This is a genomic window from Polaribacter septentrionalilitoris, from assembly GCF_009832745.1.
Lineage (GTDB): Bacteria > Bacteroidota > Bacteroidia > Flavobacteriales > Flavobacteriaceae > Polaribacter > Polaribacter septentrionalilitoris.
In genome coordinates this window covers 22,421-36,348 of record NZ_VRMJ01000008.1, presented here as the reverse complement: position 1 = coordinate 36,348, position 13,928 = coordinate 22,421, and the positions used below count along the sequence as shown (strand labels likewise).

The following is a 13,928-nucleotide window of genomic DNA, read 5'->3' as shown; positions in this document are numbered from 1 at the left end:
AATTATGAAAAAAACCTTTTACTTCTTTTGCATCATCATTTTTACAGCTTTCTTAATTTCTAATTCTGCACAACCTGGAGTATGGAATGCTGGTGGAAGTGGTAGTTTTACGTTGTTGTACCCTGAAGATACAGTTGCGTACAAGAAAATTCAGATGAAATCCGAGAACATTTATATGCAATTGTATAAGGGTTTTGCTGGTGTTAAAGGTGATTATTATTTTAAAAACACTTCTACAGATACTTTAAAAATAAAAGTGGGTTACCCAATCAATAACGTTTTTGAAAATATCAATTTTCATCACCAAGTAAATGAAGTAAGAGTTGATGGTTTATACAAAATAAAAGGATTAATTAACGATGATGAAGCTAAATTATTTCAAAAACCAAATTCAGAAAATGACAATTGGTACGTTTGGGAAATTGTTTTTCCTCCAAAAGAAATCACAAAATTTACTGTCTATTTTTTAGTCAACACCAATAATGCAAAAATTACTGAAGGTTATAATTCTGATGAAAAAAATGCCTTTATCTATCTCATAGAAACGGGCTCTATTTGGAAATCTCCTATAGAAAATGGAAACTTTTACACTCAATTTAAAGATAACATTTCAATAGACAATGTAAAAACTAGTGCTCCAACATCTCTATATTTTAATAAGAAAAACACAATATTAAAATTCTCACTATCAGATTATGGAAAAAAACCTGATCCGAATTTTGTAGTTACTTACGGAAAAACCTTGTCTAATTTTAATTTTAAAGAAATCACCAAAAATAGTGAGCATTATTTTAAAGAAATTGATGATTTTTCGCAACAAAACTTCGAGTCTTATCGTTTCTCTGAGATTACACTTCCAAATGCATACAAAGTAGGTGGTCTTGGAAATGCTTCAGTTGGTTTTTTATTTTATTTAGGCATCTACGGAATACCAATTCTTATTGGTTTAATTATTATCATTTTTGTAACCACACTATACAAAAGACTAAAGAAAAGCAAATAAATACGACATATGACGTATTGATTACCAATTGTTTATACAACATTTTTGTACAAAAATAATTAAAAAACAAATAGTATGAAAAATTTAAAAAAACTAATGTTATTCCTTTTTGTTGCGGTTCTAACATCTTGTAGCAACAGTTCTGATGAAGATTTAGGGTTATCTGGAGAAGGTACATTAACTGCAAAGGTAGATGGACAAACTTGGTCATCTTTAAAAGCTACAGTAGGTGCAGTAGTTTCTAGTGGTGTTTTAGCTGTTCAAGGCTCAACATCAAATGGAGAATATATTAGAATTAATATTACCAATTATACTGGTGTTGGCACATATAAAACAGGAGACAACCTTACTAATGTAAACAGTATTTCTTATGGAACTATAGACCCAATTGCAAGCTGGATGTCAACTTTTAATATAGGATCTGGAACAATTGAAATAACTGAAGACACTGCTACAACAGTAACAGGTACATTTACAGGTATTAATGCAAGTGCAAATAATTCTACAAAAACGGTAACAGAAGGATCATTCAGTGCCCCAAAAAACTAAAAAAATGTTATGAAAAGGAAAAAAATACGGCAGATGCCGTATTTTTTTTTACGTAAACTTTTGTGAGATTTGTAAAAAGAAATTTACAACATTAAGATTGTTTTTTAGGGTTACAGATGGTTGGTGTTTTCTAGAACAAAGCCAACCATCTCCTTTAAAATAATTATATTTAACCTTAAAAAACAAAAACCATGAAGAAATTATCAATCTTTTTTTTATGCATTTTATTTCACTTTGACGGATTCAGTCAAACTGAAATGTATAATTTAGAATCTCAAAACTTACACAAAAACGTAAGGAAAGTCATCCAACACTATTACTCTTACGATAAAAATAGTGGTGGTTTTGTAAAAAAATCAGTAGACATTAAAAGGTACAATGAAGAAGGAAACCTGATTGAAACCTATTATTGGTATAATAGTACGTATTCAGATTCTAGTCCAACAAAAAAACTCTACAATTACAATAGTGATGCACTTTTAACAGGTACAAAAGACATCAGTGACACTAGAGGTAAATATTCTACTGAATATAAATACACCTACAATAGAAAAGGACATCTTACTAAAAGAGAGTCTGTCTATAAAGATGGTAGTAAGTATTATGCTGTTTATGAAAATGATAGAAAAGGTAGAGTTACCAGTAAAAAAGATTACAATAAATCTGGCAAACTCACTGCAGAAGTAAATTATTCTTACAGAGGAGGAAAAAAGACAGAAACAAGAACAAGTTTTAGTAGTAAAGATGGAAGCATTGTAGGGACATACACAACTGTCTATGAAGATGGTAAAAAAACTTCGTACAAATCTAATAGCAAATACGGAAATTCTACAACTACTTATGAATACGATAGAGAAGGCAACTTAAAACAATCTAATTATGCTGGCAAAAAAAATACGACTTCTATCTATGACTATGTCTACGATAAAAAAGACAACTGGGTAAAAAAACACTATAGATCTGGTAAATACCAATACTTCTATTTTAGAGAAATTTATTTTGATAATGGTGATGTTTCTGGTAGTACAGAATTTGATAAAAGATTTATTAACAAACACGGAAATTTTGCTAATGTAGAAGTTGTTGAATTAGTTAAGAAAAAAACAAAAAAGAAGACCACAACAAATACAGATTTAACAACCAATTCTAATAACATGCCTAGTTTTAGACAAAAAAATTGGGGGTATACTTTTGTGAATATGAAAGGTAAAATTTCTGATATTTCTGGTGATGTAACTGCTACAATATCTAATGGATCAAAATTATCTAAAGGGGCAAAAGTAGAATTTAAAGTAATGATTAATGGTGCAGATACAAAATACTTAAACTTTACAGTAGATGAATATGCTTTTGAAAAAAGTAAAAAAAGACATATTTGGGTCTTAAAAAACAGTAAATCTAAAGGTACTTTTGCAATGTTTAATAATCCATTATACTTACGTAAAAAAAATATAAATGCAATGCTAATTATGGGTAGTGGTGATAATCAAATTACTTTTTACTTGCAATAACACAACTTTTAGTTGATGATAAATCTATCAGAAAATATAAACACTATTTCTCTATTTCTTCTATTTTTAGTTGCTGTAATAAGTATTTATTTAATTATAAAATACAAGCGAATAAAAATAGAAGAGTCTGATAGGTTAAAGGTCATTTATGCAGAAATTGAAACAGAAAAAAATATTTCTAAAAAACTCGATCATATACCACTACAAATTAACTCTTTGCAAAAAAGAACACAGCAAAAAATTCAAACAATTAAAGTAGGTGTTTTAGATATTGACTTTACTTTAAGTGAAATTTTTCAATAAAAAACACTTTTAAAGTCACAATTCTATCAGTAAAAAAGACAATCAACTTGTAATTACTGTTTTAAAAAAAAGAATAGTTTTAAACTCAAAAAGGTACTTTAAAAAAGTGTAATCCTGAAAAAAGGAAGAACTATTCAAATTATTTGTAAATTGTAGTAAAATACTTTTTTCATCATCTTATGAAAAAGAAACTTCTTTGTTTATTCTTTTTTTTTATTTGTGCAATTTATCAAGCACAAAACAATAACTATTTAGACGCTATACTTAGTTTAGAGAAAAAAAATTCTAAAGAATCTTTTTTAGACACAATTCTTTCTATTAAATACGATAAAGCACTTACAAACACTAAAAAATATCTTTCGCTTATTACTAAAGCAGAAACCATTGCTAAAGAATTAAACTCCAAGAAATTTTTGGCAGATGTTTATAAGAAAAAATCTCTAGCCTACTTTTTTTCATCTAAGCTAGAATTGGCTATTCAAAATACTATTCTAGCAAGCAATATTTATAATGAGTTAAATGATTTTGAAAACTATGCAGACAGTTATATAAATCTAGGTTGGCAAATAAAAAATAGAGATTTAGAAAAGGCTATTTTTTATATGAATAAAGGAATAAAAACTTTAGAAAAAGAGGTTTCTAGTACATACAGACTTATTGGAGCTTACAATAATTATGGAGTTTTAAAACAAAGAAAAAATCAGTTAGATAGCGCACTTTATTATCACAAAAAATCTTTAAGCCTATGTTTAAAAAATAAGGATAGTATTGGCATTCCTTTTGCTCAAACTCATATTGGAGAAGTATATTTAAAAAAGAAAATGTATTCTAAAGCTAAAAAAGAGTTTTTTAATGCACTTAAAATAAGACAAAAAAGAAATGATTTGTATGGTATAACTGATAGTTATCTCTATTTGGGTGATTTGTTCTTTGCAAAAAAAGACTATACTAAATCTTTAAAGTATTTTAAATTATCGGAAAAACTAGCCATTCAAAATTCATATTATCCTCTAAGAAAATATGCCACAGAGTATATCTACAAAAACTATGAGAATAAAAATGATGTTAAAAATGCATTGAATTACTTCAAGATTTTAACCAAACTTAATGATAGCATATTAAATAAACAAACAAACTCTAAAATAGCAGAATTAGAAGTTGAATTTGATACTAAAGACAAAGAAATACAAATTGCCAACCAGAAAAAAGAGCTGTTAGAAAAAGAATTAGCTATAAAAAACAGAACACTTTATTCGGTTTTGTTAGGAGCTTCTCTCTTAATTTTAGGAATTGTGTTTTTTTCGGTTTACAAAAGAAATCAATTAAAAAAGAAACAATTACAAAAAGAAATTGATTTAAAAGATGCACTTGCTGCAATTAAAACTCAAAACAGGTTACAAGAACAACGTTTAAGAATTTCAAGAGATTTGCACGACAATATTGGTTCTCAATTAACTTTTATCATTTCATCTATAGACAATTTAAAATTTATTTCTAAGGATGCAAATCAGAAGTTAAAAGATAAATTATCAAATATAAGTTCATTTACTTCAGAAACTATTCATCAATTAAGAGATACCATTTGGGCAATGAACAAATCTCAAATAACTATGGAAGATATTCACTCTAGAATATTATCATTAATTGAAAAAGCAAAATTAGCTACAGAGAATATCACTTTCGAAGTCAATTACAATATCGATGACAGTACTTCTTTCTCTTCTTTAGCAGGCATGAATATTTTTAGGGTAGTACAAGAAGCCATTAATAATGCTATAAAATATGCAGAAGCTTCTAAAATCACTATTGCTATCAACGAAAAAAACAATGAACTTTTGATTGCTATTGATGATAATGGAAATGGTTTTGACATTAAAACAGTTTCTTTAGGTAATGGCTTAAGTAACATGGAAAAAAGAATGAGTGAAATTAATGGTAAAGTTAAAATTGAATCAGAAATTAAAAAAGGCACAAATATTCAAATTATTTGTAAATTGTAGGCTAATTTATTGCTTATGAATATTATAAATTCCAAGAACCTAATTATTTGTTTTTTTTTGGCTCTTTTTGCTAGCTCAATTTTTTCTCAACAAAAACAAATAAATGCTTTAAAAGAAAAACTGAAAGATTCTTCTATAAGTGATTCTCTTAAAATTAAATATCTAGGTGATTTAGGCTGGTATTTCTCTGGATTTGCAGCTGATTCTGCTTTTAAATATAGCAAACAAGCACTTAAGTTATCAGAAAAAACAAACAATCAAAAAGGGATTGCTCAGGGTTTTAATGATATTGGAATTATTCACTACAGAATAGCTCAGTTTGATTCTTCTCTGGTGTATTATAAGAAATCGCTTAACATCAGAAAAAGCAACAACGATAGTTTAGGTATTGCTAGTTTGTACAATAAAATGGGTATTGCTCATAACCAATTATTTAGTTTAGACTCTGCAATTTATTATGCTCTAGAGTCTATTAAAATATATAAAAGCTTCAATCAAGATAAGTTAGTAGCAATGAACTTAAATAATGTTGCGAATTTATACAAAGATTCTAAACAGTTTGAAAAAGCTTTACAAACCCATCAAGAAGTTCTAAAAATAAGAAAGCAATTAAAAGACTCTGTTGGTTATGTATACAGCTACAATGGTCTGGCAGATATATACAGTTATTTAGAGAAAAAAGACAGTTCTGAATTTTATTACAAAAAAGCTTTACCTCTTGCAAAAAAATTAAAATTAAACAATGAACTTTCTGTAATCTACAATAACTTAGGTACTTATTATCAAAATGATGGGAAATCTGATGAAGCTCTCTCTCTTTTTAAAAAATCGCTTGCCATAAGAGAACAAATAAATGATGTTTATGGTATTGTTTCTAGCTACATTAATTTAGCCAATTTAAATATCGATAAAAGAAGATATAAAATAGCGGAAAAACAACTCCATGCAGCACTAAGCAAAACAAAAAAAATTAACGCTACAGAACAATTGCTATTTATTTATAAAGGATTGATTTCTGTAAAGAGTAATACTTATCAACCAGACAGCGTAAAACACTATTTTACAAAATTTGAATACTTAAATGATTCTATCTACAACAATAAAGTTATTGCAAAAATTACAGATATAGAAACTAAATATAAAACTGCTGAGAAAGAGAAGCAAATTGCAATTCAAAAAGAAGAATTATTAGAAAAAGAATTGGCCATAAAAAACAGAAATTTATACAGCATTCTTTTAATTTCTGCACTTCTAATTTTAGGAATTGTTTTTTATGCGGTTCACAAAAAAAATCAGTTTAAAAAGAAACAACTCCAAAAAGAAATAGATTTAAAAGATGCCTTAGCTACTATAAAAACCCAAAATAGATTGCAAGAACAACGTTTAAGAATCTCAAGAGATTTGCATGACAATATTGGCTCTCAATTAACTTTTATCATTTCTTCTATAGACAATTTAAAATTCATTTCTAAAGATGCAAATCAGAAACTAAAAGACAAGTTATCTAATATCAGTTCTTTCACTTCAGATACCATTCATCAGTTAAGAGATACCATTTGGGCAATGAACAAATCTGAAATTACGGTTGAAGATTTACACGCTAGAATATTATCTTTTGTTGAAAAAGCAAAATTAGCCTCAGAAAACATCAATTTTGAGGTCAATTATGATATTGATAAAAACACATCTTTCACCTCTATAGTAGGTATGAATATTTTTAGAGTGATTCAAGAAGCCATTAATAATGCTCTTAAATATGCAGAAGCATCAGAGATAGAAGTTCATCTAAAAAAGAAAGAAGATGAATTTGAAGTAATTGTAAAAGATAACGGAACTGGTTTCGATATCAATACTGTAGATTTAGGGAATGGATTGAGTAATATGGAAAAAAGAATGGCAGAGATTGATGGAAAAGTTCAAATAAAATCAGAACTAAAAAAAGGAACTAAAGTTATTGCTATTACCAAACTCAGAAATACGTCAAATGACGTATAATTTAACACCCATTTAAACAATACTTTAGTTATAAAATAACTAACCCAATGAATTTAAAAATTTGCATTGCCGAAGACAATTACTTTTTAGTAAAAACCATCAGAGAAAAACTTTCTTTTTTTGATGATATTTCTGTTAAATTTCACGCAAATAATGGTGCTGAACTAATAGGTAAACTTGAAGAAAACCATAACATTGATGTAATTTTGATGGATATTCAGATGCCAGAAATGAATGGTATAAAAGCTACAGAATTAATCAAGAAAAAATATCCTCAAATTAAAGTAATCATGTTAACCGTTGTAGATGATGATGATTGTGTTTTTAAAGCCATAAAAGCAGGTGCAAATGGATATTTATTAAAAGAAATTGATGCAGAAAAGTTATATAAAAGTATTATAGAAGTAACTAAAGGTGGTGCTCCAATGACACCAAGTATCGCATTAAAAACTTTAAATTTATTGAGAAATCCTCAAATATTAGACACTAAAACAACTCATCAAGAAGAAATAAAACTATCAAAGAGAGAAACTGAAATTTTAATTCAATTAAGTAAAGGGTTAAATTACAATGCAATTTCAGATAATTTGATTATCTCTCCTTCTACAGTAAGAAAACACATTGAAAATATTTACAAGAAATTACAAGTACATAGTAAAATGGAAGCTGTGATGAAAGCACAAAAAAGAAATTTAATTTAATGTAAAATTTTGTGTATTTTTATGAATATTAATTCCCCCTCATAAAAATGATTAAAAAAGTAGTTTTAGGTATTTTTTTCGGAATTTTAATAGGCATGTTTATTACAACTATTTTTGTTTCGAAAGACACCTCCATCTCAAAGTTGTTTCTTTCAAAAATTACAGCAACATCTATAATTACTGGAATAATTTGTGGTTTTTACGCACATCTTTCAAAATCGAAACTGCAAGTTTTTTTGATTTCAATTCTTATCGGAATCATAACTTTTTATCTAAAATATTTAATTACAGGTCACGACTATGACCCCTTAACAATGGGTGCTTTTGTAGGCGCAATGCTTGGTGGTGCTTTTGCTGTAATTAGAAAGCTTACACAATCTCTTAGAATATACAGAAGATTTCAGCGCTTAAAAAAAAGAAGTTTTAATAGTTAAAACTATTTAGCAACGTGTTGATCTACATTTTGCCATGGTCCACCATTAATAACATCCACTCCATTTTGAGCTAAAAATTGAGTAGCTTGCCCACTTCTACCTCCACTTCTACAAACAGCAATTACAGGTTTACCCCAAGATTTAATTTTCTCAACTTCAGCAGGAATCACATTTAATACAATATGTTTTGCTCCTTCAGTATGGCCTTCATCCCACTCTTGTTGAGTTCTAACATCTAAAATTACTGCTCCTTTTTCTAAATACTCTTTTATTTCTCCAGATTTGTCTTTCTGATTAAAAATACCAAATAAACCCATTTTTCTATTTTTTATTTATGGCACAAAACTAATCCATTATCTATTAACTTTGTGTAGCTTTTGTTACATTTCAATTCTTCTAACTTTTCTAAAATGATAGATTTTATAGAATAAGTATTCTGCAAAGCTAATTCATAAACCTCTAATAACAACAACCAATCTTCTGGAAAATTGTTTTTTAACTGATTAAAAATTTCTGTTATTTTTTTTTCTGATGCTGTATTCTCTTCTCTCATTTCTTTTACCTGAGCATAAAGATTATACAATTCTTTTTGAGATAAACTATAATCTATTTTATGAGTTTTAGTCTCAGAAACTTTGCCTAAATCTAGGAAAGAATTCACATCTGCAGGTCCTGAATAAGCAGATACTACTTCTTTACCAATTGCCATATCATAAACTCCCCAATCTGGTTGAAATAATATTTGATTTCTATATGTTACAGTACAATTTTTAAATGTAATCAATAAAATTCTTCCCTTTAGATCTCTTGTTCCAGTTATAACATCACCTTGAACTCTTATTCCACCTTCAAATTCTAAAGTAATTTGTTTGCCTTCATAAATTTGATAGGCTTCCAAATCTCTCGGACTCATATTTTCTATGGGGATGTTAATTCCTTTTAATTTACCAATTGGGCTACCAAAACCATATTTATGGTTTGTAATTCCATGACCAATCAACTCTTTATCTCTGTTGGCTAAAGCTGTTTCTCCAGTAGTCTGAAAATAAATAGGATTTCCGTTTTCATCAGCAATTACATTGGTGAACACACCTGAAATTTGTATTCCTGTACTTAGTTCTATCGTCCCTAAATTCTTAGAATTTATTAATTTTTGTATCCCATTTAAACCACCTTTTCGAATTGCCATTGTATTTGCAAATTGCTCTAAAACCAAACTTAAATGTGCAAAATCTGGAGTTACAAATAATTGAGGTTGTGGTTTGGTAATATCAAAATTTACACGAGCTGCTTCAATAGAATAAGGAACTTTTTTCACCTCTTCTTGCAAACACCATTTGCTTTCTCCTATCGAAGACAATAATCCAGCTCCATAAATCTTTGGGTTTTGCAAATCGCCTATCAACCCATATTCAACAGTCCACCAATGCAAATTTCTAATTTGAGCCATTTCAGAAAGTTCACCCATGTTATTTTGAAGAAATTCTACTTTTTCTTGTGCTTCGTTTATTTCTTTTTCTGATGAATTTGGATTTTCTTTTAAGATTGATAAAAGTCGAATAGCTTCATACATTTCATAGTCTTTTGCTGATGAAATTGCCTTACTACCAATCTCACCAAATCTTCTTAAATATTCTGCATATTCAGGATTTGCTATAATTGGAGCATGACCAGCAGCTTCATGAATAATATCTGGTGCAGGTGTATATTCAATATGATTTATAGTTCTCATATCAGAAGCAATAACCAGCACATTATAGGCTTGAAATTCCATAAAAGCATTTGGCGGAATAAAACCATCAACAGAAACAGCTGCCCAACCAATATCTTTTAAAATTCTGTTCATTCCCTGCATTTTAGGGATGTTATTTATAGAAATACCCGTTTTTTTTAACCCTTTAATATAAGATTTGTGAGCAACTTTACTTAAATAATCAACATTCATTCTCATCACATACCTCCAAACTGCTTGGTTTTGTGCTGTATATTCTTCATAGGGTTGTCTCACTACAAATTTATGTAAATGTTTAGGCAACTTTTTTGTGACATTATTCAACGTAAAGTGTGTATTCATATAAAATATTGAATTATTCTCTCAAAATTACATATTAAAATATTGATTTCATATTTAAACTTTGTTAAATTGATTAATTTTTACAGAATTCATCATTCTATGAATTATGTTTTTTTTAATTTGAGATAAAATTAAATAAAAAAACAGGCTACCTTAATAAGATAGCCTGTTTTGCTTTATACTAATTAATTCAAACAAATATTATAAAGCAGCTTTAATAACTTTTATAGCATCTTTTGCTTTTGATCTTTTTGCCATATCTAATGCAGTCATATTTCCTCTATCAGATTTGGTCTTTAATTTTGCTCCATTATCAATTAATAATTTTGCAATTTTTGCTTTATTATGTCTAGCGGCAAACATTAAAGGAGTTAAACCATTAGATTTTTTATTTACATTTTCTCCAGCTGCGATAAGAGATTTTACAGCTGCAAAGTCACCCATTTGAATCAGCTTGCAAAATGCATTTACATTGCTAGAATAGGCTCCTTTTGAAGTTTTTGTAATTGGTGTTTTAAAAGTATTTGCATTTGTAGATCCGAATGCAAATAGACATACTAAAATTGGTAAGATTAATTTTTTCATGATAATAAGTTTTTGGGTTTAATTATAATTGTTATTTATATCTAATAGACTTAAGATATTTAAATATGTTTCACCCAAAACACTTTATTAACAGCTGTTTAACAATTCTGTAAAAAAACTACTAAAAAAACCTTAATTAACGTTAATTTGATAATTTCTAATTCATTTATTTAAAACTTGACAACAATAATCATATAAAAATTTACGCTAACGGTTTCGTAAAAAACTTAAAATAACACAAAAATCTTTGTTATTTTTACAGTACAATTTTAAGACAATGAACAAGAAAGTTATACTAATGATTTTGGACGGTTGGGGAATTACCCAAGACCCAAAAGTATCAGCAATTTACAATGCAAAAACATCATATATCGATAGTTTATATGACAAATACCCAAATGCAGAATTAAGAACAGATGGAGAACATGTGGGCTTACCAGAAGGTCAAATGGGGAATTCTGAAGTTGGTCATATGAACCTTGGTGCTGGTAGAATAGTATATCAAAACTTGGCAAGAATTAACAAAGCAGTCAAAGAAAAAACTTTAGGTAAGGAAAAGGTATTATTAGATACTTTGAGCTATGCCAAAGAAAATAATAAAGATGTTCATTTATTAGGATTAGTTTCTAACGGTGGTATTCATGCTCACATTGATCATTTAAAAGGCATCATTGATGTAGCCAAAGAAAACAATGTAGAAAATGTGTATTTGCACGCTTTTACAGATGGTAGAGATTGTGACCCAAAATCAGGAACCTATTTCATTAACGATGTTCAAGAATACATGAATGAAAATGTTGGTGAGTTAGCATCTGTTACTGGTCGTTATTATGCGATGGATAGAGACAATCGTTGGGAACGTGTAAAAGAAGCTTATGATGGTGTGGTAAAAGGTGTTGGCACAAAAACTACTGATGTTATTGCTACCATGAATAAAAATTATGAAGCTGATATTACTGATGAATTTCATAAACCCATCATTGTTACTGATGAAAATGGATCTCCTAAAGCAACAATAAAAGAAGGTGATGTAGTCTTGTTTTTTAATTACAGAACAGATAGAGGACGTGAGTTAACCAATGCTTTATCTCAGCAAGATTTCCCAGAGTATGATATGAAAAAGTTAGACTTGTATTACACAACTATGACTTTATACGATGATACTTTTAAAGGAATCAATGTAATTTACACCAATAAAAACATAAAAAATACAATAGGTGAAGTTTTAGCGAATGCTGGTAAAAAACAAATCAGAATTGCCGAAACTGAAAAATATCCTCACGTAACTTTTTTCTTTTCTGGAGGGCAAGAAGCACCTTTTGAAGGTGAAAAAAGAATTCTTAGAAATTCTCCAAAAGTTGCGACTTACGATTTACAACCAGAAATGTCTGCTTATGAATTAAGAGATGCTTTATGTGAAGATTTAGAAAAAGGAGAAGCAGATTTTGTATGTTTAAATTTTGCAAATGGAGATATGGTTGGACATACAGGAATTATGGAAGCAGCTGTAAAAGCTTGTGAAGCTGTAGATGAATGTGCAAAAGATGTTATTGAAACAGGTTTAGAGAATGGGTATTCTATTTTACTAATCGCTGACCATGGTAACTGTGAAACTATGATGAATCCTGATGGCTCTCCTCATACTGCACATACCACAAATCCAGTTCCTTTTATACTTATTGATAAAGAAATAAAATCAATAAAAAGTGGTATCTTAGGCGACGTTGCTCCTACAATATTAGATTTAATGGGAGTTGAACAACCAAAAGAAATGACTCAGCATTCTTTATTGTAATTTAATTTTTTAATCTATGAGAAATCTATTTTTATTGATTTTTACTATTTCTTTGTTTTCTTGTGCTACTCAAAAAAAAGTAAACGCTGAGAAAAATAAAAATGGAGATTTAGTCGGATTTGCTAACAAAGAATCATTTAACCAAGTACCTTACAAAACTTGGTTTGACCAAAGATACGCAGCTTATAAAACCGATGCTGCAATAATTTCTCAATTAAAAGAAGAGTTAAAAGGTTTAAAAATCAAAGGTTTTATGGGAACTTGGTGTGGAGATAGTAAAAGAGAAACGCCACGTTTTTATAAAATTTTAGAGCAAGCCAATTTTAATTTAAACAACTTAGAGATAGTTACTGTTAACAGAAACAAAAAAACACCTGATAACCTTCAAGAAGGCCTAAATATTTTAAGAGTACCAACTTTTATTTTCTACAAAGACGGAAAAGAAATTGGGAGGTATGTAGAATATGCTCGTGAATCTCTTGAAAAAGATATTTTAAAAATTGTTTCTGGTAAAGCTTATAAACATTCTTACGATAATTAATGTTACCCACTAATCCTTTAATTATTGCTGTTGATTTTGACGGCACCATTGTAGAAGATGCATATCCTAAAATAGGTAAAGAAATGATTTTTGCATTTCACACCCTAAAAAAACTACAATCTCAAGGGCATAGATTAATTCTTTGGACTTATAGAAGTGGAAGAAAATTAGATGAAGCTGTTGATTTTTGTAAAGAAAACGGATTAGAATTTTACGCTGTAAATAAAAACTTTCCAGAAGAAGTCTTTGATGAAAAATACAGTCGAAAAATTCATGCAGATTTATTTATAGACGATAGAAATGTGGGTGGTTTTTTAGGATGGACAGCGATTTACAAAATCATCTTTAACCATGAACCGCCTGTAAAAAAGAAAAAAGGATTTTTCTCATTTTTCAAATAAAGACTTTCTTTTAACTAATATAAAATATAGTAACTT

General features: G+C 28.6%; 14 protein-coding genes. 11 read left to right on the top strand and 3 right to left on the bottom strand.

The window, feature by feature from the left end; genetic code table 11:
• Positions 1-4: 4 nt before the first annotated feature.
• The 8 genes from FP421_RS01420 (at position 5) to FP421_RS01385 (ending at position 8,496) form a co-directional block, all read left to right on the top strand.
• Positions 5-1,003 (top strand): hypothetical protein, encoded by a 999-nt coding sequence (locus FP421_RS01420; protein WP_159946884.1) that lies wholly within the window; start codon positions 5-7, stop codon positions 1,001-1,003.
• Positions 1,004-1,078: 75 nt separating this feature from the next.
• The gene (locus FP421_RS01415; RefSeq protein ID WP_159946882.1) at positions 1,079-1,552 is read left to right on the top strand and encodes a hypothetical protein; all 474 of its coding nucleotides are present in this window, start codon (positions 1,079-1,081) and stop codon (positions 1,550-1,552) included.
• A 191-nt stretch (positions 1,553-1,743) separates the two neighbouring features.
• Positions 1,744-3,063, top strand: coding sequence for a hypothetical protein (locus FP421_RS01410; RefSeq protein WP_159946880.1), 1,320 nt, complete (start codon positions 1,744-1,746; stop codon positions 3,061-3,063).
• A 15-nt stretch (positions 3,064-3,078) separates the two neighbouring features.
• The gene (locus FP421_RS01405; protein ID WP_159946878.1) at positions 3,079-3,366 is read left to right on the top strand and encodes a hypothetical protein; all 288 of its coding nucleotides are present in this window, start codon (positions 3,079-3,081) and stop codon (positions 3,364-3,366) included.
• 179 nt (positions 3,367-3,545) lie between these two features.
• The gene (locus FP421_RS01400; protein ID WP_159946876.1) at positions 3,546-5,366 is read left to right on the top strand and encodes a tetratricopeptide repeat-containing sensor histidine kinase; all 1,821 of its coding nucleotides are present in this window, start codon (positions 3,546-3,548) and stop codon (positions 5,364-5,366) included.
• A gap of 15 nt (positions 5,367-5,381) precedes the next feature.
• On the top strand, positions 5,382-7,361 hold the full coding sequence (locus tag FP421_RS01395; protein WP_159946874.1) for a tetratricopeptide repeat-containing sensor histidine kinase: 1,980 nt from the start codon (positions 5,382-5,384) through the stop codon (positions 7,359-7,361).
• A gap of 47 nt (positions 7,362-7,408) precedes the next feature.
• Complete coding sequence (locus tag FP421_RS01390; RefSeq protein ID WP_159946872.1) at positions 7,409-8,062, top strand: response regulator transcription factor; 654 nt, start codon at positions 7,409-7,411, stop codon at positions 8,060-8,062.
• A 47-nt stretch (positions 8,063-8,109) separates the two neighbouring features.
• A complete protein-coding gene (locus tag FP421_RS01385) occupies positions 8,110-8,496 on the top strand; it encodes a hypothetical protein (protein ID WP_159946870.1) in 387 nt (128 codons plus the stop codon).
• Positions 8,497-8,498: 2 nt separating this feature from the next.
• On the opposite strand, the gene FP421_RS01380 is transcribed toward FP421_RS01385, so the two are convergent.
• The 3 genes from FP421_RS01380 to FP421_RS01370 form a co-directional block, all read right to left on the bottom strand.
• Positions 8,499-8,813, bottom strand: a complete 315-nt coding sequence (locus FP421_RS01380; RefSeq protein WP_159946868.1) for a rhodanese-like domain-containing protein — start codon at positions 8,811-8,813, stop codon at positions 8,499-8,501.
• A gap of 11 nt (positions 8,814-8,824) precedes the next feature.
• Complete coding sequence (locus tag FP421_RS01375) at positions 8,825-10,570, bottom strand: aromatic amino acid hydroxylase (protein ID WP_159946866.1); 1,746 nt, start codon at positions 10,568-10,570, stop codon at positions 8,825-8,827.
• Between the two features lie 201 nt (positions 10,571-10,771).
• Positions 10,772-11,155 carry an ankyrin repeat domain-containing protein gene (locus FP421_RS01370; protein ID WP_159946864.1) on the bottom strand — a complete coding sequence of 128 codons (384 nt, stop codon included), beginning with the start codon at positions 11,153-11,155 and terminating at the stop codon, positions 10,772-10,774.
• Between the two features lie 277 nt (positions 11,156-11,432).
• On the opposite strand from FP421_RS01370, the gene gpmI reads away from it, so the two are divergent.
• From gpmI to FP421_RS01355, 3 genes are read left to right on the top strand one after another with little or no spacing between them, the layout of a single operon-like run.
• Positions 11,433-12,950 (top strand): 2,3-bisphosphoglycerate-independent phosphoglycerate mutase, encoded by a 1,518-nt coding sequence (gpmI, locus tag FP421_RS01365; RefSeq protein ID WP_159946862.1) that lies wholly within the window; start codon positions 11,433-11,435, stop codon positions 12,948-12,950.
• 16 nt (positions 12,951-12,966) lie between these two features.
• Positions 12,967-13,491, top strand: coding sequence for a thioredoxin family protein (locus FP421_RS01360; RefSeq protein WP_159946860.1), 525 nt, complete (start codon positions 12,967-12,969; stop codon positions 13,489-13,491).
• The gene (locus FP421_RS01355) at positions 13,491-13,892 is read left to right on the top strand and encodes a BT0820 family HAD-type phosphatase (protein ID WP_159946858.1); all 402 of its coding nucleotides are present in this window, start codon (positions 13,491-13,493) and stop codon (positions 13,890-13,892) included. Before FP421_RS01360 ends, FP421_RS01355 begins: the two co-directional genes overlap by 1 nt.
• Positions 13,893-13,928: the final 36 nt, after the last annotated feature.

Coding starts and splice junctions, on each gene's coding strand:
- FP421_RS01415 (WP_159946882.1), top strand. CDS start 1,079: ATGAAAAATTTAAAAAAACTAATGTTATTCCTTTTTGTTGCGGTTCTA.
- FP421_RS01395 (WP_159946874.1), top strand. CDS start 5,382: ATGAATATTATAAATTCCAAGAACCTAATTATTTGTTTTTTTTTGGCT.
- FP421_RS01380 (WP_159946868.1), bottom strand. CDS start 8,813: ATGGGTTTATTTGGTATTTTTAATCAGAAAGACAAATCTGGAGAAATA.
- FP421_RS01400 (WP_159946876.1), top strand. CDS start 3,546: ATGAAAAAGAAACTTCTTTGTTTATTCTTTTTTTTTATTTGTGCAATT.
- FP421_RS01360 (WP_159946860.1), top strand. CDS start 12,967: ATGAGAAATCTATTTTTATTGATTTTTACTATTTCTTTGTTTTCTTGT.
- FP421_RS01385 (WP_159946870.1), top strand. CDS start 8,110: ATGATTAAAAAAGTAGTTTTAGGTATTTTTTTCGGAATTTTAATAGGC.
- FP421_RS01375 (WP_159946866.1), bottom strand. CDS start 10,570: ATGAATACACACTTTACGTTGAATAATGTCACAAAAAAGTTGCCTAAA.
- FP421_RS01370 (WP_159946864.1), bottom strand. CDS start 11,155: ATGAAAAAATTAATCTTACCAATTTTAGTATGTCTATTTGCATTCGGA.
- gpmI (WP_159946862.1), top strand. CDS start 11,433: ATGAACAAGAAAGTTATACTAATGATTTTGGACGGTTGGGGAATTACC.
- FP421_RS01420 (WP_159946884.1), top strand. CDS start 5: ATGAAAAAAACCTTTTACTTCTTTTGCATCATCATTTTTACAGCTTTC.
- FP421_RS01355 (WP_159946858.1), top strand. CDS start 13,491: ATGTTACCCACTAATCCTTTAATTATTGCTGTTGATTTTGACGGCACC.
- FP421_RS01390 (WP_159946872.1), top strand. CDS start 7,409: ATGAATTTAAAAATTTGCATTGCCGAAGACAATTACTTTTTAGTAAAA.
- FP421_RS01405 (WP_159946878.1), top strand. CDS start 3,079: ATGATAAATCTATCAGAAAATATAAACACTATTTCTCTATTTCTTCTA.
- FP421_RS01410 (WP_159946880.1), top strand. CDS start 1,744: ATGAAGAAATTATCAATCTTTTTTTTATGCATTTTATTTCACTTTGAC.